Origin of the sequence: Microcoleus sp. MON1_C1, assembly GCF_036701945.1 — a bacterium.
Lineage (GTDB): Bacteria > Cyanobacteriota > Cyanobacteriia > Cyanobacteriales > Microcoleaceae > Microcoleus.
Genome location: NZ_JAUBRO010000012.1, coordinates 1 through 26999, shown reverse-complemented (window position 1 = coordinate 26999; position 26999 = coordinate 1). Strand labels below are relative to the sequence as shown.

General features: G+C 45.2%; 22 protein-coding genes. 13 read left to right on the top strand and 9 right to left on the bottom strand.

The features are described from left to right. Positions 1-2: 2 nt before the first annotated feature. The 6 genes from ndhL (at position 3) to QUA62_RS08920 (ending at position 6284) form a co-directional block, all read left to right on the top strand. Positions 3-218 (top strand): NAD(P)H-quinone oxidoreductase subunit L, encoded by a 216-nt coding sequence (gene ndhL, locus QUA62_RS08945; RefSeq protein ID WP_006635828.1) that lies wholly within the window; start codon positions 3-5, stop codon positions 216-218. Then, positions 219-524: a DUF3007 family protein gene (locus QUA62_RS08940; protein WP_006635827.1), complete on the top strand. Its 306-nt coding sequence runs from the start codon at positions 219-221 to the stop codon at positions 522-524. Between the two features lie 305 nt (positions 525-829). Beyond that, a complete protein-coding gene (gene trpA, locus QUA62_RS08935; RefSeq protein WP_333403491.1) occupies positions 830-1627 on the top strand; it encodes a tryptophan synthase subunit alpha in 798 nt (265 codons plus the stop codon). Positions 1628-2073: 446 nt separating this feature from the next. After that, positions 2074-2721: a DUF6658 family protein gene (locus QUA62_RS08930; RefSeq protein ID WP_190736232.1), complete on the top strand. Its 648-nt coding sequence runs from the start codon at positions 2074-2076 to the stop codon at positions 2719-2721. Positions 2722-3410: 689 nt separating this feature from the next. Further along, positions 3411-3620: a hypothetical protein gene (locus tag QUA62_RS08925; protein ID WP_333403490.1), complete on the top strand. Its 210-nt coding sequence runs from the start codon at positions 3411-3413 to the stop codon at positions 3618-3620. Positions 3621-3872: 252 nt separating this feature from the next. Next, entirely contained in the window at positions 3873-6284 is a 2412-nt protein-coding gene (locus tag QUA62_RS08920; RefSeq protein ID WP_333403571.1) for an ATP-binding protein, read from the top strand. Positions 6285-6559: 275 nt separating this feature from the next. Here QUA62_RS08920 and QUA62_RS08915 read toward each other — a convergent pair whose 3' ends face one another. From QUA62_RS08915 to QUA62_RS08905, 3 genes are all read right to left on the bottom strand, one after another. Continuing rightward, positions 6560-7906 carry a serine/threonine-protein kinase gene (locus tag QUA62_RS08915; RefSeq protein ID WP_333403489.1) on the bottom strand — a complete coding sequence of 449 codons (1347 nt, stop codon included), beginning with the start codon at positions 7904-7906 and terminating at the stop codon, positions 6560-6562. Positions 7907-8060: 154 nt separating this feature from the next. Then, complete coding sequence (locus QUA62_RS08910; RefSeq protein ID WP_333403488.1) at positions 8061-9056, bottom strand: pentapeptide repeat-containing protein; 996 nt, start codon at positions 9054-9056, stop codon at positions 8061-8063. Positions 9057-9239: 183 nt separating this feature from the next. Continuing rightward, positions 9240-10934: a hypothetical protein gene (locus QUA62_RS08905; RefSeq protein ID WP_333403487.1), complete on the bottom strand. Its 1695-nt coding sequence runs from the start codon at positions 10932-10934 to the stop codon at positions 9240-9242. A 70-nt stretch (positions 10935-11004) separates the two neighbouring features. Between QUA62_RS08905 and QUA62_RS08900 the strand changes: the two genes are divergently transcribed. Further along, positions 11005-12504 carry an NAD(P)/FAD-dependent oxidoreductase gene (locus tag QUA62_RS08900; protein WP_333403486.1) on the top strand — a complete coding sequence of 500 codons (1500 nt, stop codon included), beginning with the start codon at positions 11005-11007 and terminating at the stop codon, positions 12502-12504. A gap of 286 nt (positions 12505-12790) precedes the next feature. On the opposite strand, the gene QUA62_RS08895 is transcribed toward QUA62_RS08900, so the two are convergent. Continuing rightward, entirely contained in the window at positions 12791-13801 is a 1011-nt protein-coding gene (locus QUA62_RS08895) for a leucine-rich repeat domain-containing protein (protein WP_333403485.1), read from the bottom strand. 178 nt (positions 13802-13979) lie between these two features. On the opposite strand from QUA62_RS08895, the gene QUA62_RS08890 reads away from it, so the two are divergent. After that, positions 13980-14438 (top strand): ABA4-like family protein, encoded by a 459-nt coding sequence (locus QUA62_RS08890; protein WP_006635816.1) that lies wholly within the window; start codon positions 13980-13982, stop codon positions 14436-14438. 433 nt (positions 14439-14871) lie between these two features. Here QUA62_RS08890 and QUA62_RS08885 read toward each other — a convergent pair whose 3' ends face one another. Beyond that, on the bottom strand, positions 14872-17793 hold the full coding sequence (locus QUA62_RS08885; protein ID WP_333403484.1) for a GAF domain-containing protein: 2922 nt from the start codon (positions 17791-17793) through the stop codon (positions 14872-14874). A gap of 231 nt (positions 17794-18024) precedes the next feature. Here QUA62_RS08885 and QUA62_RS08880 point away from each other — a divergent pair, with 231 nt between their 5' ends. Next, on the top strand, positions 18025-19185 hold the full coding sequence (locus tag QUA62_RS08880; protein ID WP_333403483.1) for a quinone-dependent dihydroorotate dehydrogenase: 1161 nt from the start codon (positions 18025-18027) through the stop codon (positions 19183-19185). A 387-nt stretch (positions 19186-19572) separates the two neighbouring features. On the opposite strand, the gene QUA62_RS08875 is transcribed toward QUA62_RS08880, so the two are convergent. Both QUA62_RS08875 and QUA62_RS08870 read right to left on the bottom strand, forming a co-directional pair. Next, positions 19573-21024, bottom strand: a complete 1452-nt coding sequence (locus QUA62_RS08875; protein ID WP_333403482.1) for an anthranilate synthase component I — start codon at positions 21022-21024, stop codon at positions 19573-19575. A gap of 117 nt (positions 21025-21141) precedes the next feature. Further along, positions 21142-21813: an aminotransferase class IV gene (locus QUA62_RS08870; RefSeq protein ID WP_333403481.1), complete on the bottom strand. Its 672-nt coding sequence runs from the start codon at positions 21811-21813 to the stop codon at positions 21142-21144. 96 nt (positions 21814-21909) lie between these two features. Here QUA62_RS08870 and QUA62_RS08865 point away from each other — a divergent pair, with 96 nt between their 5' ends. Further along, the gene (locus tag QUA62_RS08865; protein ID WP_333403480.1) at positions 21910-22578 is read left to right on the top strand and encodes an ElyC/SanA/YdcF family protein; all 669 of its coding nucleotides are present in this window, start codon (positions 21910-21912) and stop codon (positions 22576-22578) included. A gap of 176 nt (positions 22579-22754) precedes the next feature. Here QUA62_RS08865 and QUA62_RS08860 read toward each other — a convergent pair whose 3' ends face one another. Continuing rightward, complete coding sequence (locus QUA62_RS08860) at positions 22755-22982, bottom strand: hypothetical protein (protein ID WP_190658920.1); 228 nt, start codon at positions 22980-22982, stop codon at positions 22755-22757. 437 nt (positions 22983-23419) lie between these two features. Here QUA62_RS08860 and QUA62_RS08855 point away from each other — a divergent pair, with 437 nt between their 5' ends. From QUA62_RS08855 to QUA62_RS08845, 3 genes are all read left to right on the top strand, one after another. Further along, a complete protein-coding gene (locus QUA62_RS08855; protein ID WP_333403479.1) occupies positions 23420-24058 on the top strand; it encodes a transaldolase family protein in 639 nt (212 codons plus the stop codon). 227 nt (positions 24059-24285) lie between these two features. Continuing rightward, complete coding sequence (locus tag QUA62_RS08850; protein ID WP_333403478.1) at positions 24286-25989, top strand: calcium-binding protein; 1704 nt, start codon at positions 24286-24288, stop codon at positions 25987-25989. A gap of 81 nt (positions 25990-26070) precedes the next feature. Next, on the top strand, positions 26071-26265 hold the full coding sequence (locus QUA62_RS08845; protein ID WP_333403477.1) for a hypothetical protein: 195 nt from the start codon (positions 26071-26073) through the stop codon (positions 26263-26265). On the opposite strand, the gene QUA62_RS08840 is transcribed toward QUA62_RS08845, so the two are convergent. After that, a partial coding sequence (locus QUA62_RS08840; RefSeq protein WP_333403476.1) for an ISKra4 family transposase occupies positions 26250-26999 on the bottom strand: 750 nt, incomplete at its 5' end. The two genes, QUA62_RS08845 and QUA62_RS08840, sit on opposite strands and share 16 nt — an antisense overlap.

The following is a 26999-nucleotide window of genomic DNA, read 5'->3' as shown; positions in this document are numbered from 1 at the left end:
CTATGTATATTACCTTACTGCTTTACGCCGTCTTGGCCGGAGCCTACCTCCTGGTAGTACCCGCCGCCACCTACGCTTACCTGAACAGCCGCTGGTACATCGCTACCTCTTTTGAGCGCGGCTTCATGTACTTCTTGATGTTCTTCTTCTTCCCGGGTATGTTTCTCCTAGCTCCGTTTTTGAATTTTCGGCCCAAACGGCGGCAGATAGAAGCCTAAATGCGACGTATTGACGTAATTGGAATCAGTATCGGCTTTTTTGTAGCAGGTGGGTTGGTCTACTTGCTACTGCAATTCGCCGGACTTGACAGCATGAATGCAGGGATTTGGAGCCAGTTATTTTTGGTCGCCGGCTTGATTGGCTGGCTGGTGACTTATTTATTTCGAGCACTGACTCAAAATATGACCTACAGCCAGCAATTGCAAGACTACAAAGAAGCTGTCTTGCAGAAGCAGCTCGATGAACTCACTCCTGAAGAATTAGCCAAACTTCAAGCCGAAATTGAGCAGGAAAAAGATAATTAGTCAATAGTCGTTAGTTCTCAGTTATTAGTTATTAGTGAGCTATTAGTGATTAGTTATTAGCAATAAACTCTGAACTAATGACTGGGGAATAACAACTCATGAATAGTAAGATTGACGGCTAACTAATGACTGATGACTGATATCACCTTCCCTAAAATAAGCGCAATAGGTTTGTAGTGAGGACTTCAGTCCGAGGGAGTTTTATGAGGAAGGAATTCCTCACTACAAACAAATTTGATTGCGAGCGATCGAGGGGAAATCCTATGTATGATGACTGATAACCAATGACTGATGACTAATAACTAATGACTATTTCTAAGTGTTTTGAAACGTTACGCAAGAACCACGAATGTGCATTGATTCCTTTTATTACTGCTGGTGACCCAGACTTGGAGACAACGGCTAAAGCACTGCAAATTTTGGATGATAACGGTGCAGACGCGATCGAGCTTGGGGTTCCCTATTCTGACCCGCTAGCTGACGGGCCGGTGATTCAAGCCGCTGCTACAAGGGCGCTACAGCGGGGAACGCGGTTAGATTCGGTGCTGGAAATGGTAGCGAAAGTTAGTCCGAATTTGCGATCGCCCATCATTCTCTTCACATACTACAACCCGATTTTGTACCGAGGTATAGAAACCTTCTTGCAGCAAATCAAAAGTGCTGGAGTTCAGGGATTGGTTGTACCAGACTTGCCCTTAGAAGAAGCCGACAGTCTCATCCAACCTGCCAACAAATTAGGGATTGAACTAACATTATTAGTTGCTCCGACAAGTCCCAAAAGTCGCATAGAAGCGATCGCTCGCCAGTCTCAAGGATTTATTTACTTAGTCAGCGTGACGGGGGTTACGGGAGTGCGCGAAGGCTTAGAAACGAGAGCAAAAGAGTTGCTGCAAGAACTCCGCACCGTCACCGACAAACCCATCGGCGTCGGGTTTGGTATATCGAAACCCGAACACGCTCGCCAAGTGAAAGAATGGGGTGCAGATGCTGCGATTGTTGGCAGTGCTTTTGTGAAACGCTTGGCTGAAGGCACTCCAGAACAGGGTTTAGAGGCGATAGGCGAATTCTGCAAGAGTTTAAAAACAGCGATTCAAAATGCTTAGTAAGTGTGCACATACTTTCAGCCATTAGACAGATGTGTGCGATCGCGATGTGTCGCCACAATTGCGATTAAAGACCTTGTTGTACTTGAGATCATACACCACCTTCCTTCTAGTTCCTGACTAGAAGGTTTTTTTTGAGCCGAAAATGCAAAACCTTTCAATATATACTGCCGGCACGGAGAACCAAACAGCCCTATAGGGAAAGGACATTGCCGTGTCGGGCGCGGGGTGCTGAGATTTTTAATAATTGGTAGAAGATTGAGGATTGTCCATTCGTTCTTCCTTCTTCCTTGTACTATAACTTGAGAAATCTAACTTGAGATAGATGAAAAGCTGCTGTTTCTCTTCGTAAACTAAAAAAGTGTTTAAGTGCCTAATTTTGTAATGCTAACCATCTACAGAACCACCAGGCATTTGAGCCTATCACAATAGAAAGGAGCATTTTTATGAAGAGACTAACTGCATTTGTGAAAAAAATTCGAGCTGTACAAATTTTAACAGTGTTTCTGGCTGGCATTTTAGTATTAGTGAGTACGGCCTGCAGCCGCCCTGATGTGACGGCAGGAAAAACTGATGTAATCGCAGGACAAGGTGATGCGAGGATAGGAAAAACTGCCGACCAAATTAGAGAAGAAGTGCCTTCAGGGGCTGTAACTTCCGAATTCAAAGGCGGCATGAACGACTACAGCGATGTCGATCCCAGAAACAAAAAGGTAACAACAGAAGAAGCAAAAGCTCAGCTTCTCAAAGAGCAAGCGCAGCACCGCATTGACACCAAATCTAGCAGCAATGTAGGCGAAAACGTGCGGCGGGTAGCGGACGACGCGCCTGACAAACTCGGCCAAATTGGGAACAAGGTGAAGGAAGATGCTAGCACCGCCCAGAGCAAAGCTGATAACTTTGGCGACAAAACCAAACAAGGCTTTGCTAATCTTAAAGAAAACACTCGCGAAGGCTTGAAGGGAGCAAAAGATATTGTTAAAGAAGCCACTGCGGGAGCCAAAGAAAGAGCAGCAGAGGGTACTGAGTCGCTGAGATATGGTACCAGCGGCGGCCAAGAAAATATCAATGATGCAGCGCGAGATGCCAGATAGAACGCTGAAGATGCCTCGGAGAATATTTGCTAGAAAGTGAATCGAGATATTGACATAACTCAACGAGTGGCACAAACAGCGGCAGACGCGATCGACTAATTTCAAATAACGCTGTTTCCTTCTCGGGAAGCTAGATTCCGACAGGGGTTTTAACCTCTGTCGGAATCTACGTAAAGTCATGTGAAGACTACTGCCTATTACTATTTGATTTGGTTTTAACCCCTGGGAGGGCTATTAGGCCGGAAGTAGAGTGGAGGGGGAGTTTCACCACAATGCAACGATTCTGTCCTTTTGTAGGGGGGACTAGAGTGCCACTGCTTTCACGACGGATTCTTTATAATTTCTATAGATTGTATTTGGACTTTTTAAGGTATTAACTTTTTGAGCCGCTTCGCGGAAATTTGGGCGATCGAGCTATATTAAATTCAATTAATTACCCATTGTATTTTTCCCGACAGGAAACTGCGGTGTTTATACGGTATTTCGCGTTCATTGAATCGCATTTGAGATTAACAGGAGAAACTTATACGTAAGTAAAAAGCTTTAATCGCGATCGCCAAAGTATAAAATGTTGTTCATTAACAGACAATTGGAATTTTCGATCGGGCGATCAAAAATTATGCGGTTTATGCCCTAAGATAGATACACTAAGTTTTGTCAAGCTAATGTCGGAGTTGAGGTCAGGTGATATGGACGCAACAGTAGATGTAGTAGATTTCACTGCGGTAATACCGGGATATCGCCCGATCGCGCAATTGTACACAGATTGTCGATCGGCTATCGATCGGTTCGTGCCGGAGAAAGACCAACCACCCGCCGCTAAAATTCTCAAACCTACGTCGTTGTGGCTGAGGATTTCCAGGACGCGGTGTTGCCAAAATCCAAAAAAGTTGCATTAGCGACCGTTAATTGGATGGGTAGAAATAGTCCTCAACCGCACAGACATTCTCGACGAACTCGAACGCAGCCAGGTTATTTACAAATACATTAAACCTTCCAATCTTCCAATTAATCTTAACTGTTATCTGCCACATGGAGGTGTATAAATTTTAGCAAAAAGAGGCCACGGATTCGGGATATATTCGCGCCGTAATCCGTAGCCAATCGACAGGGGAAATGGAGGCAAACCTTATCTTGGGAATTGTGTTTTGATGCTAGTAACGATGATGCACGACTTTTATGATGCGCTGGCAGATTTGGCAATCTATGCAGATGCCGCACCGGCGGAGCGCCAACAAATCCTTAAGCGGGTTGGGGCTAGTCAGAAAAAACTAAAAGAATTCGCGCACCATACGCCGATCAATTACCAACACAAGTTCGATCTGGTTGAGGCAGAATTGCTGGGCGTTTTGGGACAGACAGCCGAAGCAATGGAACTGTACGATCGAGCTATTACCGGAGCTAAAGCTAACGAATATGTCAATGAAGAAGCTCTGGCCGGCGAACTCGCTGCTAAGTTTTACCTGTCATTGGGAAGAGAAAAAATTGCCCGACTCTACATGATAGATGCCTATGATTGCTATGTCCGCTGGGGAGATAGAGCAAAAATTGATGACTTAGAAAAACGTTATCCTCAATTATTAAAACCGATTTTAGAACCCGCCAAACTTCCTGCAAACCCATTAGCAAATTTTCCAACACCTGCGGGGCCAAATCAATCGCTTCATCCATCCATTCATCCATCCATTCATCCGTCTGTTTCGGCGAGCGTCTCAGATTTCGGGAATTTTTCAACACTGCTAAAAGCTTGTCAAGCGCTCTCTAGTGAAAGAGAACTCGATCGACTGATTGCCAAACTGATGCAACTGGCGATGAAAAATACAGGAGCTGACAAAGGAGCGCTGATTTTGCCAAACGGCAATCAATGGGAAATCGCGGCTACCAGCGCGCTCGACAATTCGGGAGTCGAGTGGGCGATCGACTTATCATCCGCAACACTCGATGAAAACAGAGATATCTTGCCCCTCAAAATTGTTGACTGCGTTAAAAATTTATTGAAACCTGTGATTGTTCGGGATCTCGCTCAACAACGTGATTGGGATTCCGACTCCTACATCCTCAAATACCAACCGCAGAGCCTGTTGTGTTGGCCGATTCTCGATCGAGGCAACTTAGTCGGCATTTTGTATCTGGAAAATCGCTTAACCGCAAGAGTTTTTACCCGCGATCGCCTGCAACTTCTCAATCTACTGTGTTCCCAGGCAGCCATCTGTTTGCAAAATGCTCTGCTCTATAAAAAATATCAGGATTACAACCAACAATTAGAGCGATCGCTAGTAAAAATTAGCCGAACCGAAGCTCAGCTTGCCGATCAGAAGAAAATGCTCCAAGCGATTCTTGATGTCGCTCCGATTTGGATTTGGATGGTGAATCCCAGTGGTAAAGTACAGTTTTTGAACAAGACATTTTCTCAAGATGTGGGTGTGCCTCTGAGCGATTTCCTAGCTGTCGATCATTATAAAGATATACTGGGGGAGAATGCAGCGGGCTGTCTGGTTTCCGATGCCGCCTGCCTTGCTCAAGATTTGCCGCATTACTCCAGCGAAATTCTCAGATTTGTTGACGGCAAACTACACGATTTAGAAATCACGAAAGTGCAGTTAAAAAATTCCCAGGGCGAGACGATCGGGATTATTGGTTTGGGTGTTGATGCCACTGAGCGCAAGCGAGCAGCGGAACTTTTGCAAGAGCAAAATCAACAGCTAGAACGAACTTTAAAAAATTTACAACAAGCACAACTGCAAATCGTGCAAAATGAGAAAATGTCGGCATTGGGTAATTTAGTCGCGGGAGTCGCACACGAAATTAACAATCCGATTGGGTTTATTTCTGGCAATTTAAGCGAAGGTAAAAGAAGTTTGGAAGATGTTATCGAACACTTAGAATTGTATCGCTCCGCTGCATCGCAATCCGAAATAGCAGACCACGCGGAAGAGATAGACCTCGATTATCTTTTGGAAGATTTACCGAAGATGATTGATTCAATGCAACTCGGGTGCGAGCGCATTTGCAGCATCAGCAACAGTTTGCGTACCTTCTCCCGAGGCGACAAAGACTACAAAGTTCCTTTTAATATTCACGAAGGCATTGATAGCGCGATTTTGATTTTGAAACACCGCCTCAAAGCAAACGAACACCGCCCGCAGATCGAAGTGATAACTAAATACGGCAATCTCCCTAAAATCGAATGTTTTCCCGGTCAATTGAATCAAGTTTTCATGAATATCCTTGCCAATGCGATCGATGCCTTAGAAGAGTCAAATATAGGCCGCAGTTTTAGTGAAATTACCGCCAATCCCAACCGCATCACGATTTGCACGGATATAGTCGGCGAGGGGTACATTAAAATTCAAATTGCTGATAACGGCACCGGAATCAAAGAGGAAGTTAAACAGCAGATATTCGACCATTTGTTCACGACGAAAGGTGTGGGCAAAGGAACTGGATTGGGGTTGGCAATTGTCCACCAGATTGCGGTAGAAAAACATGGCGGAAGCATCGAGGTGAATGGCGAGCCGGGAGTTGGCACTGAGTTTGCGATCGTTTTGCCTGTGAAGGGATAAATTTGAATTAAAATTTAATGTTTTTTGGGCGATCGCGTAATAAGATATACTGACTTTAATTCGGGTATTTTTTTGAAAGCCTTGGCATAACTCTTTTAAAGTAGCATCATTTTTTTGATCGAGCAGTCTGGTTTACAAGCTGTTGCTACTGTACTTAATGAACCTGGAATCTGCTGTATTTTAGACCCCCTATAAGTGAGTGCGTCACCCATTTTTAGTTGCGAGAGGTCTATTCTACAAAAAAATTAATCACCTAGTCTTCGCCCTACAATAATTTATCTTAAATTTAACCAATCTTGAATTTCTTGCGCTAACCAAGCCGCCTCAACCTCTTTCAAATGGTTCCCTAAGACATAAAAGTAAGTTCCTGTATAGTTGCCTGAACGAATTCTGATTTGATTACCCCCAAAAAAAGAAGTATTGTATATAAAAGCACCCAAAATATCAGAAAGTTCCCCCCTTTGTCCTAAATAACTCCAACCAAATATCTGATGTTCCAGTTTAAAGTAGTTCCGGTTAAATGTAATTTTATTACCATTGCCCACAATCTTAAGTAAGATACTTGTACTTGCTATAATCGTAAACAATCCTAATCCCGTATAGAAATTTGGTTCCCCCAATAGTAAGGTTATCGGCTGCAATAACAGTAGAATTAATATTCCTATTAAAAAAACACAGAAAAAAGGCTTTCTGACTAAAGTAGACGGAATTTTAATGTTTAACTCCGTTGCTGATTTGCTAACTTGAATGCGACTGTGAGGCGGTTTAGCAATTTTCCAAACAGTCGGAATTTGAAGATTAGCCCCTTGTATGTTTCCCGATTTCAAAGCTGCTAAAGCGTCTCTAGCCTTGCTGAAACGCTTTTCTAAGGCGATTTCCGTCATCTTCTCAATCCAGCTTACCAAAGTGGGATTCACACTCACGCGATCGCTAAACTGAATCCGAGAATCTTTCTGTGGCAAATCCGCAGGAGTCATCCCCGTTAACAAATGAATTAAAGTAGCTCCCAAAGCATACAAATCCGAAGCCGCCACCGCCCGCCCCCAAAACTGTTCTAAGGGTGCATAGCCACTCGTTCCTACCACTGTAAACGTTACACCTGTCACCGCCGCTTGAGCTTGTACCGCCCCAAAATCTACTAGATAAACGTGCTGATCTTCCCCCCAAATTAAATTACTCGGCTTAATATCTCGGTGCAAAACTGGGGGGCTTAATTCATGCAAATAAATTAAAATTTCTAGCACTTCAGTGGCAATTTTTCGGACTTGTTTTTCTGAAAACTTCTTGCCTTTTTCTAACAATTCCTGAAGTGAAAATCCCGGAATATAATCTTGCACTAAGCCAAACCAAGGCAATCCTGCTCCGGCTTCCCGCTCTAGGGAAAAATAATCTCGATAGCAAGGAATGCGGGGATGATTTAGCGCCTGCAAAACTTGTGCTTCTCTTTCAAAAAGCTTGAGTTCTTCCCAGTGCATTTCCGGGCTAAAAGCTAACATTTTCAGCGTCACCTGTTCTTGAGACTCTAAATCCACTGCTAGCCAAGTTTGATGACCGGCCGCTGTGCGTCCTAAACGCTGTTGCAATTGATAACGTTCTTGTAAAATTTTTCCTGTATCTAACACAGCATTGCCCTCCCGTTTTGAATTCTACAAAATGGCCTTAACTATTAAATTAATGACGGCTCTCCTACCCAGCTTATTTTTACTCATAATTGTTAAATCACAGGGTCGAAGATTAACTATTTTGGCGACAGCCTTAAATTGCTACTAGAAGTAATTACCCGTGCATTTCTCCATTCGGCATAATTGTACCGCGCCACTGAGCACCTGATAAATTAGCAGTGCTCAAATCGGCCCTAATCAAAGTTGTGCGGTGCAAAATTGCCTGCCGCAAATCTGTTCTAGCCAGGTAAGCATCAGTCATATCAGCTTCACTCAAATTGGCCTGATTAAAATTAGCTCGACTCAAATCAGCCCGCACCAAATTAGCTCGACTCAAGTCAGCCATAATTAAATTAGCATTGCTCAACTTTACATCAGTCATAAATGCACCGCGCAAATTAGCGCCAGCCAATTCAGCATCAAGTAACACAGCTCTTTCCAACTTAGCATTAGCCATTACAGCCCAGGAAAAATTTGTTTCTACCAAAGTTGCTTCAGTCAAAAATATGCCATCTAAAATAGCTTCGCTCAAATTTGCCTGAGTCAGATTTGCTTCTCCCAGAAATGCTTCAGTCAAATTAGCGTGACTGAGATTAGCTTTACTCAAATCTGCACCTTGCAAATTGACGCCCCGCAAATCTGCACCTTGCAAATTTGCACCCCGCAAATTTGCACCCTCAAAAAGCCGCAGCTCCTTCCGCAAATTTGCACCCCGCAAGCACGCACCCCGCAAATCTGCACCTTGCAAATTCACACCTCGCATATCTGCATCGCTCAAATTTGCATCAATAAAAACTGCCAAAGAGATGTTAGCTTTGCGAAAGTCTGCACCTTGCAAAGTCGCTCCGTGGAAGTCTGCATCGGACAAATTTGCTCCGCTCAAGTTTGCTTGATTTAAGTTAGCACCGCACAGCTTTGCATTAGTTAAATTTGCGCGCTGAAGGTTAATTCGGCTCAGGTACGACATCGCTAAGTTTGCACCCCAGAGGTCAGCACTGCTTAAATTGACGCCAATTAAATCGGCACCGCTCAGGTATACGCCTCGGAGATTCATACCTTGAAAATCTAGTTCTCCTGATGTATATCGCCTTAAAATTTCGCTGGCATTCATATTTGTTTTTGTTGTTAATTAGGTACAATCTGCTATTTCTAGACTGCTTAAATTTCTGTTCGCGCAGGCGGACTGAGTTTTTGTAGCCCCAGACTTGAGTCTGAGAAATTTGATGAAATTTCTTGAATTTCAGTTGACGCAGGTGGACTTAGTTTGTGTAGCCTCAGACTTGAGTCGGGGCATTTAATGAGTTTGATTGACAAATTCTTGAGTCCAAAAGACTGTTTTGCTACCTAACTGTCGCCCGTGAATTTTCACATGAGTAAGATATTTGGATTTTAAAGTACACAGTTTTTTGTGAATGTATGTAGCTGTAGCTTGTTGGTTTGGTACTTCAGCAGACTCCAGAATTACATGGAGCCAACCATCTTTAAATCCCGCTGTAGCAGCAATTCCTTTAGGCTGTAGCAATTGATTAATCAATTGGGCGATCGCCTTTGGTTTGCCTTGCTTTGCCATTTCCAGAAGCTGATACTGATTTGCTTTATGGCTAGAGTTTTCCTGCGGTATGTCTAAAATATTGTCATCCAGGTCTTCTGTGATTTCAGAAGGATATTTACTGCTTTCTTTTGACTCCAATTCGATCAAAATTTCCAGCATTTTATCGGTAAACTTCTGAACTTTTCCTACATACTCTCTGAGATTTTTATATTTCCAGTACAAACGATCCTCTGCACTTCCCGTAGAAAATTTTCCGTTCAAAGCAGCTTCTAACTTGGTGAATATATTTTCTATTTGCGCCGTTGCGGAGTTAGCACTTTGACTGACTAATTCTGTCATTTCTTCTTCCAATTCCAACTTGCGTTTGATGGAATCGCTAATATTTATAATAACAGGAGCCGCCGGTTCTAAAGTTTCGATAATAGTCGCCATTTCTGCTACTGGGAATGTTTCTACCATTTCCTGTCTGAAATCGGTAGCATAATTATTGCTGGTTTCGGCTTCTTTAAACTGTACAGTTTCTGCCGTGTCCGGGACTAAGTAACTCTTTTGGGGGTCATAATGATAGTGAGTTGGAGCAGCTTGAAGGATGTGAGTAATCTCGCCTGGATCAAAATAATCGGTGCGCCTGTCCACCAGCTTGCTCTCTTCATAAACACTGTTGTTTAAATGCGTCTGATCGTAATCTTCGCTAGCCGAAGATTCGGCTTCATCCGGTTCTTCCTGTTGCATTTTTGCGTAACAAGGATTCATCGCTTTGATGATTACGCTCGCAGCTTGGTCGTTTTCATCTCGGTTGTCAAGATTGCTAGCAGTTGTGTACAATCGAGATTCGAGTTCGGCTAGGCTGCCACAGACATTAAACAGTTGTCGCAGTAGATTGTCAAGTTCTTGAGTTTTCAGCAGTAGCCAGTCGCGATCGCTAAAAGTAAACTGGTGATAAAGAGTAGAAAAAATTAGGATTTTCGCCCTCAGCGGATTTGTTTGCTGCAAAATTTTTTGTCGGACATCAAATAATTTGCCGGGGTTCCTTGCACTTTCTTCGCTGCTGCTGGGTATTTCCGAACTAAAGTGCTCTTCAAATGCGGGAGCTTCCTGACCGCCAAAACTAGATATGTTTATTTCTAATTTTGTGAAATCTTCAAATTCATACAGCCTGCTAAGTTGACAGACTATGAGGTCTGCTACTAAAGCATACTCGGTTTTTTTATTAACCTTAGAGACTATACTATTTAAAACTGATTCAATATCTTCTAACCTGCTGTACTTGGCGCACAGCTCTTCAATTAAAATCCTTACATCTGCGCTGGCGAGTTGGGCCGGATCGTTTTCCCAGGACTCTTTACAAGCAAAAAATATTATTTTTTTAATGCGCGAGAGATTCACGTCTTGTTCTAATTCGCGAACAACTTCATCTAAAATAGATAAAGCTTTCATAGTTTTCCTCCCATAAAAATACCCTGTCAACACTCAGCAAGAAATAATACAATTATACCACATTTGATAAATGCAAGACTTTGATGCGATCGTAATTGGCAGCGGTATTGGCGGCTTAGTCGCAGGCTCGATGCTAGCTCGTTACGGCAAGCGGGTGCTCGTCTGCGAGAGCCACACAATAGCGGGCGGGGCAGCTCACAGCTTTTCGCGCCGGGGATTTCACTTTGATTCGGGGCCTTCTTTTTATTGCGGTTTGACTGACCCCCGGTCGTTCAATCCTTTGCGGCAAGTTTTTGATGTTTTGGAGGAATCGATCGCAGCAATTTCCTACGATCCCCTGGGGCATTACCATTTTCCAGAGGGAAGTTTACCGATTTATGCTGATGCGAGAAGTTACTTAGATGCTGTAGCTAAGTTCGCACCGCAAGGTGCTGTAGAATTGCAGCAATTTCAACAAAATTTATTAGTTTTGTATGAAGCTTTGCGTGGAATTCCGGCTTTAGCGCTGAGATCCGACTGGCAGTTAATACCTGTTTTGCTGTCTCGGTACTCGCCTGCTTTGCTGAAGCTGTTGCCGCTAGTAGGTGCGATCGCGGGTTCAGCCGGTTCCTTGATGGATCGCGATGTGCGCGATCCTTGGGTGCGGCGTTTGATCGATTTGGAGTGCTTTTTGCTGTCGGGTTTGAAAGCGCACGGAACTGTCGCCCCGGAAATAGCTTTTATGATTGGTGAACGATCGCGCTGTGCGATCGAATATCCTGTAGGTGGCAGCGGTGCGATCGTCGATGCTTTAGTCAGAGGTTTGCAGCGCTGGGGAGGAAAGTTGCGCCTGGGAACTTCTGTCGAGCAAATATTAGTTGAATCCGGCAAAACCACCGGAGTTCGCTTGCAAAATGGCGAAATTATCCGCGCCCCAATTGTTATTTCAAATGCCACCGTCTGGGATACTTATACAAAATTACTGCGACCAGAAGATTTGCCGGAAAGCTACCGCAAAAGGGCTTTGTCGATGCCCGCAGTAGAGAGTTTCATGCACCTGCATTTAGGAATTAAAGCCGAAGGCCTCGAAGGTTTGACCGGCCACCACGTCGTCGTTCACGACAGCAAGATTGACATTACAGTACCCGGAAATACTTGCATGATTTCGATTCCCACGGTGTGGGATGCAACTCTGGCGCCGCCGGGACATCACGCCATTCACGCTTATACATTGGAACCTTACGAAGGTTGGGAATATGGCGAATTGTATCAGCAGAAAAAGCAAGAGCGATCGCAATCTCTGTTTCAAGCTTTAGAAAAAATTATACCCGATTTGCGATCGCGGATAGTCTTAGAGTCGATCGGCACACCGCTAACCCACGCCCGATTTTTGCGCCGATATCAAGGAACTTACGGGCCTGCAATTGCCGCCGGAAAAGGCTCATTTCCCGGGCCGCAAACACCAGTCAAAGGCTTGTATCGGGTGGGAGACAGCACCATGCCGGGAATTGGCGTCCCCGCCGTCGCAGCATCGGGTATTTTGTGCGCGAATACTTTGGTAAATTCCGATGTGACAGCACAATTTTTGTAAAGTGGTAGAGGAAGCGGGCGGGTTTTGCCCAAGATATTTCCGGCAACTCAACAAATAGATAAACCCGCCCTCTCGGAACCAGTAAACTGCTTGCTGGAGCGCTGATGAGTGCTAAAGACTGATTATCCACCAGCGGCAAAAGCGCCCAGAATTGCGATCGACAAAGCCAAACCGGGCAACAGCAGCAATCCTAACATCAAAGCATCGTGTCCGCTCATCACTTTCTCCTAATATTGACCTTTGCCATTATACTCTATAAACTGCCATCTTGCCTCGGCCTTAATAATTAAAACCGGCATATAGATTCAGGATTGACAGGGCAAATTTTATTAACAATGGGATTCCCGCGCAAGTCCAGGGTAGTTAACTTTTGCAAAGATTGCAGGGAACGGATATCAGAGATTTGATTGTTGTACAAGTCTAGTAAAAATAAATTATTTAAAGCTTGTAGCGCGCTGGTATCCGAAATCGGGTTGTTGAACAGATAAAGTTCAGTCAAATTAGTTAACGATTTCAGCGGACTGATGTCGGATATTTGATTGTTACCGAGGTTTAGTTCAATTAAATTAGTGAGCGATGTCAAAGGAGTAATATCTGATATTTGATTTTGGAATAAAACCAATTTATTTAATTTAGTTAGAGCTTTCAACGGAGTAATATCAGATATTTCATTTCCGAAGAGAAACAGCGTAGTCAGATTTTTTAAGGAAGCCAGCGGGGTGATATCCGATATTTTATTATTGTAAAGGTATAGTGTATCGAGTGCAGTCAAATTTGTCAAAGGAGCGAGATCAGAAATTTGATTGTTGTAGAGGATCAGCGCATTTAAGTTCGTTAAAGCTTGCAACGGAGTGAGGTCGGAAATTTTGTTGTCAAACAAGACAAGTGCGGTAAGATTAGTTAGACCTGCTAGGGGACTGATATCGGAGATTTGATTGGTATCGAGAACGAGTTGAGTCAGATTTATTAGAGATGAAAGCGGGCTGATATCTGAGATTTGATTAACATCCATAATCAAAGTTTTCAGATTGGTTAAAGATTGCAGGGGAGCGAGGTCAGATATTCGATTGCTGCCGAGGATAAGATTAGTAAGTTTAGTGAAAGATGAGAGGGGACTGATATCGGTAATTTGAAGATTTTTGAGGTTAAGTTCTGTTGTATTAGAAAGCAGTGCGTTGGCTCGATCGCACTCGGAAGTGTCTGATATTTGCAACAGTATTTCTACCGTATGTTTAGCATCAAGCGAGAGATTCTCTTTTTGCTGGCACAAATCGGGAAAGTTATTATAAGTTGTCATGGGCTGTGCTGCCTTAATCGATTTTAGATGCGAGATTTTAAATTTTAGATAAGTATAGCAATTCTATTTCATTTGTGAATGACATTTTTTTCGGGTTTTGAGAAATTTCAGCAAAAATTGTGTAAAGTAATCTTAAGATGCTTAATTGAATTGCATTCGTAGGAGCCAAGAGCCAACTATGACACCAGAACTAATTTTTAATGTCGGTAATCTGTTCGTTGTGCCTTTCTGGGCAATTATGATTTTATTACCAAACTGGGGAATTACCCGAAAAGTGATGAATTCCTTTATTCCGTTTGCAGTGCTAGCCGTTTTGTACATATATTTGTTTGGTAGCAGTCTGACTGCGGAAAATGCGGCTGCTTTGTCCAATCCCAAGCTAGCAGATATTGCTAAGTTTCTGGGGGAGGAAACGGCGGCGGCTACGGGATGGATACATTTTTTAGTGATGGACTTGTTTGTCGGGCGCTGGATTTATTTGGAAGGACAGCGGACAGGAGTTTGGACGGTTCATTCTTTGGCTTTGTGTTTTTTTGCTGGGCCGATGGGATTGCTTTCTCATATTGTAACTGCTTGGATTACTCAAAGGTTTTTCCCGAGTTCTGAGGCGGCGGAAACGGTTACTTCATCGGTTTAGGCAGAGGGTTTTTAATACCTTGGATGTTATAGCAATCCTTGCAGGAGTCGTAAATTTTTGACCCCACCCCAACCCTCCCCTTATCAAGGGGAGGGAGTAAGAAATTCACAAATGATTTAGGATGGCTATATATCGCATCCGGTTACATCGGAATGATTAAACCGCGAAGGCGCAAAGGACGCGAAGGAAGAGAAAGAAGAAGATGCAGTTCTTCCTTCGTGCTCTTTGCGTCTTCGCGGTTCATTTAATCTTACTCCATAACAGAACTCGATCTAATACAAGCGGAGTTGATATCAATCATCCACTCTTGGACGCAGAACCTAATTATATAGGGTGCACCTGAAGCACTTTACCGCTAGAAGTTGGGTTGGGGCTGGTTTATAACTACCTAGTATGTAAATTGCAGATAGGGTGAACTCGCCCGTACAGAATTTTAAGAATTGGCTAGGGGCAGCACTAAACGAGCCACAATTAAATTGTTTTCTAACATTTCTATAGAAAAGTTTCCCCCCATTAAGCGTACCGCTCGCTGATAAACTAAGAGATTTTGCACGATCGACCTATTGGAAGTAGAAACGGCTAATATGTCCGGCCCGGAACCGCTGTTGAAGGCAGCAATTAAGTGTCGATCGCACGCGCCGCTATCGCTCACAGACAATTCTAGCCAATCTTCTCCCAACAACTGAGAGCGAATCTCAATCTTGGCGCCAACAGCAGAGCGCCTGCAAGCCGCCGCCAGCAATTCGCACAGTATCAAATCGAGCTTGATGCTGTCGCCGCGAACGCTCAAAGTCTGACCCGCAGGCATCGACACAGCAATTTCTCTGTGCACTTCCAGCAAGACTTGCGACTGTTTGACCAGGGAGGCCGTTCGATCGAGCGATCGCCTGAGCCAAGCGCTCACAGGCACCGCATCTTGTCCGAATTGCAGCCGCCACTGTTCCTGTTTCAGCAGCAGATGAGTTGACCCCAAAGCATTGCCAATTTGCCGCAAAACCTGTTGGTAGCGCAAAATTTTCAGAGCATCCTTTTGCTCCTTCGCCGACTGCAAAATCGACTGACTCAACTCCCCCAACTCCTTCACCCCCGCTCCCACAGTGCGGTAAAACTCCTCAAAACGGCGCTGTTTGTACCAGTTGAGCAGCTCCAGATCCAATCGCTGCGACTCCTGGGCCGATTGCACCGCCAAATACCTGTGCCACCAAGCCAACTGAGACGCCATCGAGCTGAGTAAACTCACCGACAACTCCGACCACTGGCGGCCCGGAGCGTCCGCAGCCACCACAATGCCCGCCGCAGCGTGTTCTGGGGCAGTCCGCAGCGCCACCGTCAGAATCTCGCCAATTCCCGGACTGCGGAGCCACCGCTTCGTCGCCAGCGGCAGTTGGCTCGTGCTCTGTTGCAGCACGCCCGATTCTGCCAGGGTTTGTTGGATCAAGGCATCTGTTTTGACAGGAATCACCGCCTCGGGATTGAGGGCAAATACGGGATTGGCAGCTACCGTCGCCACGATGGAACCTTCCTCCTGACCCGGATTCCAAGTAATTAGGGCGACTAAAGGACAGGAAAGTGTCTGGGAAACGTGTTGAGCAAAGTTACGATCGAGCTTTTGTAGCGGCAACTCTGGGAACATCGTCGGTGAAGCAGCAGATATCTCTTGCTCAGATTGCTCATCAGGAGAATGGTGCAAAACCGCCAAACCCGATTTGAGCAATCGCTCAAATTGCTGATATTTGTCGATTTCCGCACTCTGCTGCCAGGAGTGCAGGATCAATCCTAGCTGTTGGCCCACTAGCCGAACTAATTCTTGCTCAGATCGCCTCCAAGTGCGAGTTGCATTGTGTCCGACAACCAGCAAACCCTCGATCGATTTTCGATTGGCGATTTTCGATTTTAGATTCGGGTTTTCTCCCTCTTTCTTTTTCCCCCTCGTGGTCGATGCCAAAAGCGATCGCACCCCCGCCTCCCCCAACACTTCCCGCCAAGCGCTCAACCGCCCGTCTTCCTCCCAATTTTCAATAGCCACAGGTTCGCTTTCTTGCAACAGCCCCACGTCAGCCACATCGAGGGCGTTGAGCGGCGACGGCACTGACCTGCGGTTGCGGGGCAGATTTTGGCAGACAATTTCAAAGCGATTTTGTTCTTCGCCGTACAGCAGCAGCAAAAAGTATTCGCATTTGAGCCGCTCGCACAACTGTTCGGCGGTATTTTTCAAAGTCGCCTCCCAGTCAGCATCGCTGTAGATGGCGCGAGCTATTCCCGCAGTTAAATCTCGATCAATCTCAATTTGCTGAATTTTATCCTCCATCTCCGACACAGGAGCCGTCAGAGCCACTAACTGCGCCACTCCCTGCAGGTAATGCTTTTCATTGTCTTGCCAAATCCGGGGCTCGCCGGCTTCGACTGCCAAAAATCCCAACAATTCTCCTTCTGAAACAATCGGCGCAGCCAACAGAGAGCGAGCGCGGATTTGCTGCATCAACCGCCCCGTCAGCTCAGTTTTCAGAGAACTTTGAGATTCACCGATCCAAACCATTTCTTGCCTGCCCAAAGCCTGATAAAATTCGCCCAAGTCTTGAACGGTGATGCCCGAAGCCGCTCGGCTCGGCCCGCCCAAACCCGGAGCAACTTCGCGGTTGCTGACTCGGCGCCAAAAATAGCGCCGCTCTCGCTCGAACCAATAAACATTGGTGCGCGTCGGCTCGATAAATTCATGAGTTTGTTCGACCACCGCTTGCAAGTATTGGTCGAGCGAGCGCAGTTCCCCCAACTGCGAAATCAGCGCTAAAAGAGACTCGTCTGGGTGTTTAACTTGTTGTCGCTGCCAGTCTTTTTCTATTTGGTAAAGAGCAGTTGCCAGCGCTCCAAATACGATCGCCAACTGCGTTTTTTCCCCCGACTTTGGCGACGCTCCCCACACGTCAGTCCCGAGCAAAATCACGCCGTAGCAGCGGTCTTTGTAGCGGAGCGGAAACAGAGTCGTGCCTTGAATATTGAAAGTTTGAGCTGCTTTGCGCCATTCTCCGGCTCTACTTTCCGATCGCAAATCCGGGACTCCCACCGGCCGGAGTTGAATCACCACTTGTTCCAGCAAATCCCCCGGACTCAGAGCAAAGCGCTGTTTGAGAAAAGACAGGTCGCCGTTAGGAGTTATGCCACCTTTGCCGAACAATCTGTGGGCCTGTCGATCGTACAACCCGATCCAAATCAACGGCCAGTCAAATTCGGTTTGCAAGTAACCGAGTGTGGTCGAAAGTAGCACTTCCACATTCTCCTCTTCTCGGAGAGTCTGGAGAACGCGCTCTAGGGTCGCGATTTGTTCGTCTAAATCCTTTGGTCTTTGCTGCTGCCCCATTTCCAAGCTTCCCCGCACCTTTGTCTAATTTAAAATTACTAACTTAAAAATTCAAAAAAATAAAATACAAAAGAATCAACTTATAATATAATCGTCTCACTTATCCCTCAATCTAAAACATTGGATAAAGCCGATCGAAGTTGAAGTAAAAACTTCGCCTTCACTGTCTGCTCCTGAATATTTTTATTTCCCTTCTCATTTCTAATTTGTAAATTGCCCCAGTACAAATCATTGGATATTTATCAATCAAGTGTACGCCCGCTGTTGTTTTCCGTATTGAAAACCGATGCCGAGTGGCTGCACAACCGCACTCTCCAAGTTCTCGAACTCGCAGCCAGAACCCAGTCAAACCCCGCAACCAGCCAAATGCTCTGGCGATTGCAGAAATCTTTGGGAGTCCAAGATTCTCGCCTCGAACAATCTTTGTGGGGACTGAGCTTTAACAATCCTGTCGGCTTAGCCGCCGGATTTGATAAAAACGGCGTAGCTGCCGATATTTGGGCAAATTTTGGCTTTGGCTTTGCCGAACTCGGCACTGTCACTTGTCAACCACAGCCGGGAAACCCCCAACCTCGCTTATTTCGATTGACTCAGGACAGTGCAGCCCTCAACCGCATGGGATTTAACAATCAAGGAGCCGCGGCAATGGCAGCCCGGTTTCAGGCAGCACAGAAACACTCAAAATTCGATGCCTCGCGCCCCATGCCTCAGTCCCCATTCCCCTTGGGCATCAATCTCGGTAAATCTAAGGTAACACCGTTAGAGCAAGCCGCAGCCGACTATTTGGAGAGTTTTAAGCTGCTGAAAGATTGGGGCGACTATTTTGTAGTGAACGTTTCGTCTCCGAATACGCCTGGGTTGCGATCGCTCCAAGATGCTGCTGGGCTAAGCACAATTTTGGAAATTTTGCAACAAGAAAATCAGGGAAGCAAGCCAATTTTAGTCAAGATTGCGCCGGATTTGGAGTCGGAGGCGATCGTATCAATCCTCGACTTAGCAAAAACCTACCAACTAGCAGGAATTATCGCCACAAATACCACCATCCGCCGCGATGGATTGAAAACACAAATATTGCGAGAAACAGGCAAACCAATCGCCGAAGAAGCCGGGGGAATTAGCGGGGTTCCAGTGCGAGAGCGATCGACAGAAGTAATCCGATTTATCTGGCAATATACAAAAGGCGAATTGCCCATAATTGGAGTTGGTGGCATTTTCACCGCCGAAGATGCTTGGGAAAAAATAGCTGCCGGTGCAAGTTTAATTCAAGTCTACACGGGTTGGGTTTACGAAGGACCTTGGATGGTGCGTCGGATTCTACAAGGGTTGTTGCAAAAGTTAGAAGAACGCGGATTTAGTTCTATTTCTGAGGCCGTAGGTTCCGACAATCAATAGACATAGGAGTGAAAAGCAAGTCTTGGGCAGGCATCCTGCCTGCCCCACAACAATGGTTGAAGAAGTCTCATAAATTATGGCAGGAATCAGCCATTGAGGGGCTTTGTTAATTGCTTGTGCTTTTCCTTTCCGATCGCGTGATAGTGAGCTTATCCAACAGCTAACCAGCTTTGGCAGTCTCGTCTAATATCCATGAGTTCACCCAGAATCTGACTCACAGTGCGATCGCTAAAAAAACTATTAGGCAACACCCTACCAACAGTTCCCTAACATTAATACTAGAAGAAATCTTTTGTTTTCGCTCTGTTTCACTCGCTATTACATTAAAATTAAATCGGGGATATAAATCTTCAATAATCTTAACAAGTCGATTTATCTAACACGCATCTAATCAAATATTTTCGCTAATTTCAAAGCATTAACTTGAGCTTGAGCTTTATGCAGCGACTCCTGCCATTCCCTTTCCGGATCGCTATCAGCAACAATCCCGGCACCCACTTGTCCCCAAACAACTCCCCCGGTCGTACCGTCACTTTTTGGGGCATATAAAAGGGTGCGAATCAAAATATTTAAATCCAGGTTGCCGCGCCAGTCCAAATAACCGCAGGAACCGTAAAATAAATTGCGCTTCACGGGTTCCAATTCTTCGATGATTTCCAGACAGCGCACTTTCGGACAACCTGTAATCGTACCGCCCGGAAATACCCCTCGAATCAAGTCGATCACGTCGCAATCTCCTCTTAATGTACCGATAACATTACTGACGAGGTGCATCACGTGACTGTAGCGTTCAATCGTCAGAAATTCGTTAACTTTTACTGAACCCCATTCACACACCCTCCCGATATCGTTGCGTTCTAAGTCAACTAACATAATATGTTCGGCTCTTTCTTTGATATTCTCTATTAATTCCTGTGCTAACTGCTCATCTTGAATGCAGGTTAAACCTCGCGGTCGCGTTCCCGCGATCGGTCTAGTATCCACTTTTTTTTCTAATAATTGAACCAGTCTTTCCGGCGAACAACTAACTATCGCCCCCCACGGAGTTTGCCAATAACTTGCAAAAGGCGAAGGATTGATCCGTTGCAAAGCGCGGTAAATTGACCAACTACTGCAATCTGTACGGGCTTCAAACCGCAAAGATAAATTAGCCTGAAAAATATCGCCCGCATGAATATACTTCTTAGCTTTTTGCACTATTTCTTTATACTGACTCTGAGATAGTTTAAAAATAGGAGTAGCGGAATTTTGTTGATAATTTTCAGGTAAATTATTCTCGATTATTTCTCGATCAGTTTGCTCTAATTGATGCTGCATAACATCGAGGTGAGAAGGTTGACTCGCAGCCAACCAGAGAATTTGCGTTTGATGGTCTAAAACCGCAAAAGATTCTGGTTCGTACCAACAGCTAACCGGGAAAGGAAGCGGATCGGTATTGAGTTGGGGCAGGTGTTCGATTTCCCATGCTAAATCATAACCTAGCCATCCCAACCAACCCCCAGTAAAAGGAATTTCCGGCGGTACATTTACTGCTAAATTTTGCTTTTGAGAGTCCAAAAGAGCGCGCAAAAAAGGTAAAATTTCACCGACTGGCGGTGTCCATAGCTGAGATTGACCATCAATTATCCGGGGAGAACCTGCACAAATAGAATATCGTGCCAAGTTAGTAGAAGATGTAACTGGACTTTCTAGGAGAACGGCCATATCGCGGGGGACACAATCCGATATTGAGCCTGCACTGTCGGCATTTTGACCGAGAAATAAAGTTTGAAAAATCTCAGAGCCGCTGCGCTGATTTAGGGGAAGCTTTCGCCAATGCCAAGGTTGTATTTGTTTCATAATAGATTGCACTATGGTTAACACTTTCAGGACTTACGCTACGAGTCAATTTTGACACTATCTGTAGTAGTAAGGTGCACAGTTCGCACCCTACTAAAATCGCTTGAAAGCGTTATATCAGCCATTACTGACCACTTTCCAAACATCTCGGCTTGCTTCTTTTTTGAGGCGTATCCAACCCCTAACGGAGTTAATGAGAAATAGAGTTTGGGTACTGTGCAAATCATCTAAGGTAATTAATTTTTCTCTGATTTTTCCCTCCTCTAAAAGTTGAGAACGAAACGTCCCCGGTAATAAACCGCACTGGATGGGAGGTGTGATGAGACCTGCGGGTGTATCGAGCACGATATTGGCGATCGTGGATTCGGTGATAACTCCATCTTGATTCCACAGAAAGACATCCTGATATTCGGGCTGCGACTCCAAAGCCATTGTATAAGGCAATCGGTAAGTTGTCTTGTGGTAAAGAAATGGGTTTTGAGAATCGATCGGTTTGCGGGCAATTCCCACAGATGCACCGATTTTTAAGATACCGCTATCTAGTGTCTGAGCTTGTAATTTTATGTTTCCCTCACAAGATATTGTTAACCGTATTTTTTGTTTGACTAACCCGCAAGTCATACTTAATGCTTGTAAAGCTTTGCTTGCTTCTGTTAGCGATAGGGGGAAATTAAAATAATCAGCCGATAGCTGTAATCTTTGAAGATGTCTGTCTAGCAAAAAATAGCCGTTTTTGGGTTCCCATAAAAGTGATTCCAGCAATTCAAAGTTTTGCTGTTGTTGAATCATATTTTTCTCAATATAATGTAAATTAGGTAACTTGATAATTTTTCGACCCGGGAAGTTTCCTGTTTGTGTAATTATATAGGAAGTTAACTTGAATTTATGTGGCCTAAATCCTTTATATTTCAATGGCGCCTTGCCATCGGGCTGTTAATATTAACCTCAGTGCTCACACCCCTAGCCCTCAACTACTACGTCCGACTTGTTACTCGCAACTACCGCCACAGCGATATAGCTAACGTGCCTGCTGAATCCATCGCTATAGTTTTTGGTGCCGGAGTTTGGGAAGACGGCACTCCAACCCCCATGTTAGCCGATCGAGTCCAAGCAGCCGTCGATTTGTACAAAGCGGGGCGAGTGGACAAACTTTTGATGACAGGAGACAATAGCAGCGTCGATTACAACGAAGTCCAAGCAATGCAGGACTACGCCGAAGCCCAGGGCGTACCGACTAATAATATTATTCTCGATTATGCCGGATTTAGCACCTATGAAAGTTGCTACCGGGCGAAAGAGATTTTTGGCATAACCCAGGCTGTTTTAGTTACCCAAAACTTTCACTTAGCCCGCGCTGTTTATACCTGCCGCCAGTTGGGCGTAGAGGCGATCGGTTTAGGAACGCCGGATTGGGGCAAATTTCGCCAAAAGGGCATGATTCGCTACAGTTTCCGCGAATTTTTGGCAGTCCTCAAAGCGCTTTGGGAAGTGCGCGTTACCCGTCCCGAACCGACTTTTTTGGGGCCGTTTGAAGGAATTAAAGAAAAGTTATGAGTGCTCTGTTGAAAACTTTAGTTTTTGCTTTAAGGACTAAAGTCTTCACTAAAAACTGGTTTTCTTACAACTAACCGAACATCATGTAAGTCCGGGAGTTGTAAGTTTTGAGTTAAACAAAACTTACAACACAACTCACAAATCATAACTCGCCCGTTGCGGTAGTGTTCCATAAGTTACTCGCGTTTGGAAAGCCCCGCCAGCGACCAAGTTAAGCTCACCATCATTAAGCGACCTAGAGCCTTCAAACGGTCTTCGGCGTTATTTTCCACCGTTTGAGACAGAGTTTCCGACTTAAGATTTATCGATAATTCTTCAGCGGTTTCTGCTGAATTTTCCAACTGAGGTTGTTCAGAAGATGTCTCAAGGCTGACTTGTGGCTGCTGATTTTTTTCTTCGGTCATTTTCTGAGTCACCTCCTGGAGTTATTGCATACATAACCCTTAATACAAATGTAATTTCTTTGTATCCGGGATTTGGGGAGTCAAGTTTTCCTTACCCGACAATCGCAGTTACCAACTGACTTAAAAGTTGTGATTTCAGTTGTTAGCTATCTTAAATAGCACTTAGCCAATTTTCCTCCGAAAGCCGATTTATTCACAGATAGGTCGTCCTCCACCAATTTTTTGTAAGAAACGGGGTTTGGGAGCCTAAGTCCTGTTAAATTCAAAACTCACGCACTACTACCGATGATGCACATCACTGAAGTGTTATATTTACTTAACAGTAATATTTCCCAGATTCTGATATTGTTAAAGATTAACAATTAATTTCGCTCGGATTTATATCAATCTGCAAGCAACCGTCTGGGAAATATTAACAAACTGAAGGTGTAGAGCTGATGGCAATTTATGTTGATACTGCAATTGTAGCGGAAGCCGCACGGGCGAGCAAGTTCGGATGGATAGCGGGAATTACTACTAATCCGACACTTTTGGCAAAAAGCGAGTTATCTCCTGAGCAAACCCTTAAACAACTGGCACAACTGATTCCTGGGGAAGTGTATTATCAGCTAATGGCATCTGATGTTGATGGCATGGTAGCAGAAGGAAAAGCCGCTTTTGAATTAATTGGGCGGCAAACAGTTTTGAAAGTTCCAGCAACGGCTGCGGGTTTCCAAGCAGTAGCGCATTTGTCACCGTCCATTCCTTGCGCGGTGACGGCGATATACAGCGCATCACAAGCAGTTGTCTCAGCAGAAGCGGGGGCTAAATATGCGATCGCCTACGTGAATCGCGCCACCCGACTCCTAGGAGACGGTTTTGCCTTAGTGCGGGATATGGCAAATGTGTTGCACAGAACTAATACTGAGATTTTGGCAGCTAGCATTAAATCGCCGGAAGAAGCGGTAAAGACTTTATTAGCTGGCGCACATCATTTGACATTGCCTTTGGATGTATTGCAAGCGATCGCAGTTCACGAACTTTCGCAGCAAACAGTTGATGAATTTGCCAAAAACGGGCGGGGAATTAGTTATTAGATTTTGTAATACAGAAAACTTCCTTAATTCTGCGGCAAGTATCATTCGCTCGCTGATTGCGTATGAGTTTGGCTATTTTGTCTAGTGTTGGTAACATTTGTTGATAAATATGGCTTTTATGAACTCAAACTTATGACTTTTATGAATTGACTTTGAGAGCTGCTTATTGAATAATGCCAATCAACCGCACGGCATCTCCAAACTTCTACTCTTAAATGTCAGGGTTTATGACTATTACTCGCGTCTCAGTTGACTCAGCAGGCAATCAGGCGAACAATGGCTCCGGCGATCCCTCCATCTCCGCCGACGGGCGGTTTGTGGCGTTTGCATCTCGTGCCCCCAACCTCGTGCCGGGAGACACTAACAATAGCCAAGACATCTTCGTGCGCGACTTATTAACGAACACCACCACGCGCGTCTCTGTGGATTCAGCAGGCAATCCGGGGAACGGCGAATCCTACCTCCCCTCCATCTCCGGCGACGGGCGGTTTGTGGCGTTTGCATCTGATGCAGCCAACCTAGTACCGGGAGACACTAATGGTAGCCGGGATGTCTTCGTGCGCGACTTGTCAACCAACACCACCACCCGCGTCTCTGTTGACTCAGCAGGCAATCAGGGGAATGGTATCTCCAACCCCCCCTTGAGCAAGCCCTCCATCTCGGCCGACGGACGGTTGGTGGCGTTTGCATCTGCTGCTACCAACCTCGTGCCGGGGGACACTAACAATAGCCAAGACATTTTCGTGCGCGACTTGTTAACGAATACCACCACCCGTGTCTCTGTTGACTCAGCAGGCAATCAAGCGATTGGCAACTCCTTCTCTACCTCCATCTCAGCCAATGGGCGGTTTGTGGCGTTTTCGTCTTTAGCATTCAACCTCGTGCCGGGAGATACCAACAATACTACCGATGTCTTCGTGCGCGACTTATTCACCAATACCACCACCCGCGTCTCTGTTTCCTCAACAGGCAATCAGGGGAACATCTTTACCTCGTCGTTCCCCTCTATCTCGGCTGACGGGCGATTGGTGGCGTTTGTATCTGATGCCACCAACCTCGCGCCGGGAGACACTAACAATCGCAACGATATCTTCGTGCGCGACTTGTCAACCAACACCACCACCCGCGTCTCTGTTGACTCAGCAGGTAATCAGGCGAACAACAATTCCTTCGCCATTCCCTCCATCTCCGGCGACGGGAGGTTTGTGGCGTTTTTATCTGAAGCATCCAACCTCGTGCCCGGGGACACTAATGGTAGCCGGGATATCTTCGTGCGCGACTTGTCAACCAACACCACCGCCCGCGTCTCTGTTTCAGGGGCAGGCAATCAGGCGAACGACACCTCCTTCTCTACCTCCATCTCAGGCGATGGGCGGTTTGTGGTGTTTGATTCTAATGCCACCAACCTCGTGCCGGGAGATAGCAACAATACTAGCGACATCTTCGTTGCTGACATAGGCAACACTTCAGGCGGCATCAATAACTCTCCAAACGCCATCAACGGCACGAACGGCAACGACAACCTGACAGGCACTCCTGGCAGCGATAATATCAACGGTTTTGACGGCGATGACGCACTCACCGGCAGACAAGGCAACGATATTCTTATCGGGGGAGGCGGCAGCGACAACCTGTCTGGCGGCAAAGGTTTTGACACCCTCAACGGCGGTTTGGGAAACGATAATCTTGTCGGTGGCGCGGGCAATGATGTATTTGTTTTAGGTGCGGGCTTGGGAGTTGATACCATCTCTGATTTCGCCAACTCTCAAGATACCATTCAATTAATCAACGGCTTGACCTTCGGACAGCTATCAATTTCCTCTGGAACTAACGCCACATTAATTAGAATAGCCAGCAGCGGTGAAGTTTTAGCTTCTTTGACAGGCGTTGCTCCCAATCTCCTCGGCTCTGAAGATTTCGTCTCTGTTTAGAGATAGACCGATTCTCACCGGAATTAGTTACTTTGTCGCACAGAATCTCCAAACTTGTACTCTTAATAAATGTGAGGACTTATGACTATTACTCGCGTCTCAGTTGACTCAGCAGGCAATCAGGCGATCGACCGCTCCGACATTCCCTCGCTCGGCGATCCCTCCATCTCAGCCGACGGAAGGTTTGTGACGTTTTCATCTAAGGCCTCCAACCTCGTGCCGGAAGACACTAACGGGTGCATCTCAGTTTTGCACATATATCAAGTGGAAAGTTGACCATTGAGATAAGCACAGCGCAGAGAAAGGATAGAGGCAACACTCTCGATATTCCACTGCGCTCCCGATAATTTTACCCTGAGCCCAATTCGTTTAATCGTTGATTCAACTGTTCCAGAACCGATAGAACTCAGGGACTCTTCTTGATAGTGTTGGTAGTTAACTATCCGGTTGCGATGGAACTCTAAATAATTGCAAAATGTTTTAAATGCTTTTCTTTTCAGGTCTTTAAATAAATTTATCACTTGATTAACTTGACCTGACCACAACAGACTTTCTGCTTGCTTTGAGCGTTTCAGTGAACCCCCTGCTTTATAGAGATTTTCTTTCAGATGATACCAATCTAAGATTTCTTGCCTTTGTTCAGTCACTCCAATTTCTTGAAATAAGTTCCAAATTCCGGGATGACCATCCCCTATACAATACATAGGGTCTAGCAATTTTTGGCTATTACTCCAATCAATTAAATCTTGATTATTTTGAAAGAAAGCTCCGCAATAAACATTATCTAAACACAGGGCTTTATAATCTTTCCAATAACATGGCTCACCCTTGTTTTCGGTGCGTAGCCTGACTTTACCTCCATCTAAGGTAATTTCTTGGACTCCTTGTTTAGATGTAGGCAATTCAAATTCTTGGTTCTTTACTAATCTCTGTAATGTACTATGAGACACTAGGATTCCCGTAAATGTTTCTAAATCTTTTTCTCCTTTTTGATAAGACTCATTGGCACT

Excerpts from the sequence above, each read along its gene's own strand:
- ndhL (WP_006635828.1), top strand. The coding sequence starts at position 3 with ATGTATATTACCTTACTGCTTTACGCCGTCTTGGCCGGAGCCTACCTC.
- QUA62_RS08940 (WP_006635827.1), top strand. The coding sequence starts at position 219 with ATGCGACGTATTGACGTAATTGGAATCAGTATCGGCTTTTTTGTAGCA.
- trpA (WP_333403491.1), top strand. The coding sequence starts at position 830 with ATGACTATTTCTAAGTGTTTTGAAACGTTACGCAAGAACCACGAATGT.
- QUA62_RS08930 (WP_190736232.1), top strand. The coding sequence starts at position 2,074 with ATGAAGAGACTAACTGCATTTGTGAAAAAAATTCGAGCTGTACAAATT.
- QUA62_RS08925 (WP_333403490.1), top strand. The coding sequence starts at position 3,411 with ATGGACGCAACAGTAGATGTAGTAGATTTCACTGCGGTAATACCGGGA.
- QUA62_RS08920 (WP_333403571.1), top strand. The coding sequence starts at position 3,873 with ATGCTAGTAACGATGATGCACGACTTTTATGATGCGCTGGCAGATTTG.
- QUA62_RS08910 (WP_333403488.1), bottom strand. The coding sequence starts at position 9,056 with ATGAATGCCAGCGAAATTTTAAGGCGATATACATCAGGAGAACTAGAT.
- QUA62_RS08905 (WP_333403487.1), bottom strand. The coding sequence starts at position 10,934 with ATGAAAGCTTTATCTATTTTAGATGAAGTTGTTCGCGAATTAGAACAA.
- QUA62_RS08900 (WP_333403486.1), top strand. The coding sequence starts at position 11,005 with ATGCAAGACTTTGATGCGATCGTAATTGGCAGCGGTATTGGCGGCTTA.
- QUA62_RS08895 (WP_333403485.1), bottom strand. The coding sequence starts at position 13,801 with ATGACAACTTATAATAACTTTCCCGATTTGTGCCAGCAAAAAGAGAAT.
- QUA62_RS08890 (WP_006635816.1), top strand. The coding sequence starts at position 13,980 with ATGACACCAGAACTAATTTTTAATGTCGGTAATCTGTTCGTTGTGCCT.
- QUA62_RS08885 (WP_333403484.1), bottom strand. The coding sequence starts at position 17,793 with ATGGGGCAGCAGCAAAGACCAAAGGATTTAGACGAACAAATCGCGACC.
- QUA62_RS08875 (WP_333403482.1), bottom strand. The coding sequence starts at position 21,024 with ATGAAACAAATACAACCTTGGCATTGGCGAAAGCTTCCCCTAAATCAG.
- QUA62_RS08870 (WP_333403481.1), bottom strand. The coding sequence starts at position 21,813 with ATGATTCAACAACAGCAAAACTTTGAATTGCTGGAATCACTTTTATGG.
- QUA62_RS08865 (WP_333403480.1), top strand. The coding sequence starts at position 21,910 with ATGTGGCCTAAATCCTTTATATTTCAATGGCGCCTTGCCATCGGGCTG.
- QUA62_RS08860 (WP_190658920.1), bottom strand. The coding sequence starts at position 22,982 with ATGACCGAAGAAAAAAATCAGCAGCCACAAGTCAGCCTTGAGACATCT.
- QUA62_RS08855 (WP_333403479.1), top strand. The coding sequence starts at position 23,420 with ATGGCAATTTATGTTGATACTGCAATTGTAGCGGAAGCCGCACGGGCG.
- QUA62_RS08850 (WP_333403478.1), top strand. The coding sequence starts at position 24,286 with ATGACTATTACTCGCGTCTCAGTTGACTCAGCAGGCAATCAGGCGAAC.
- QUA62_RS08845 (WP_333403477.1), top strand. The coding sequence starts at position 26,071 with ATGACTATTACTCGCGTCTCAGTTGACTCAGCAGGCAATCAGGCGATC.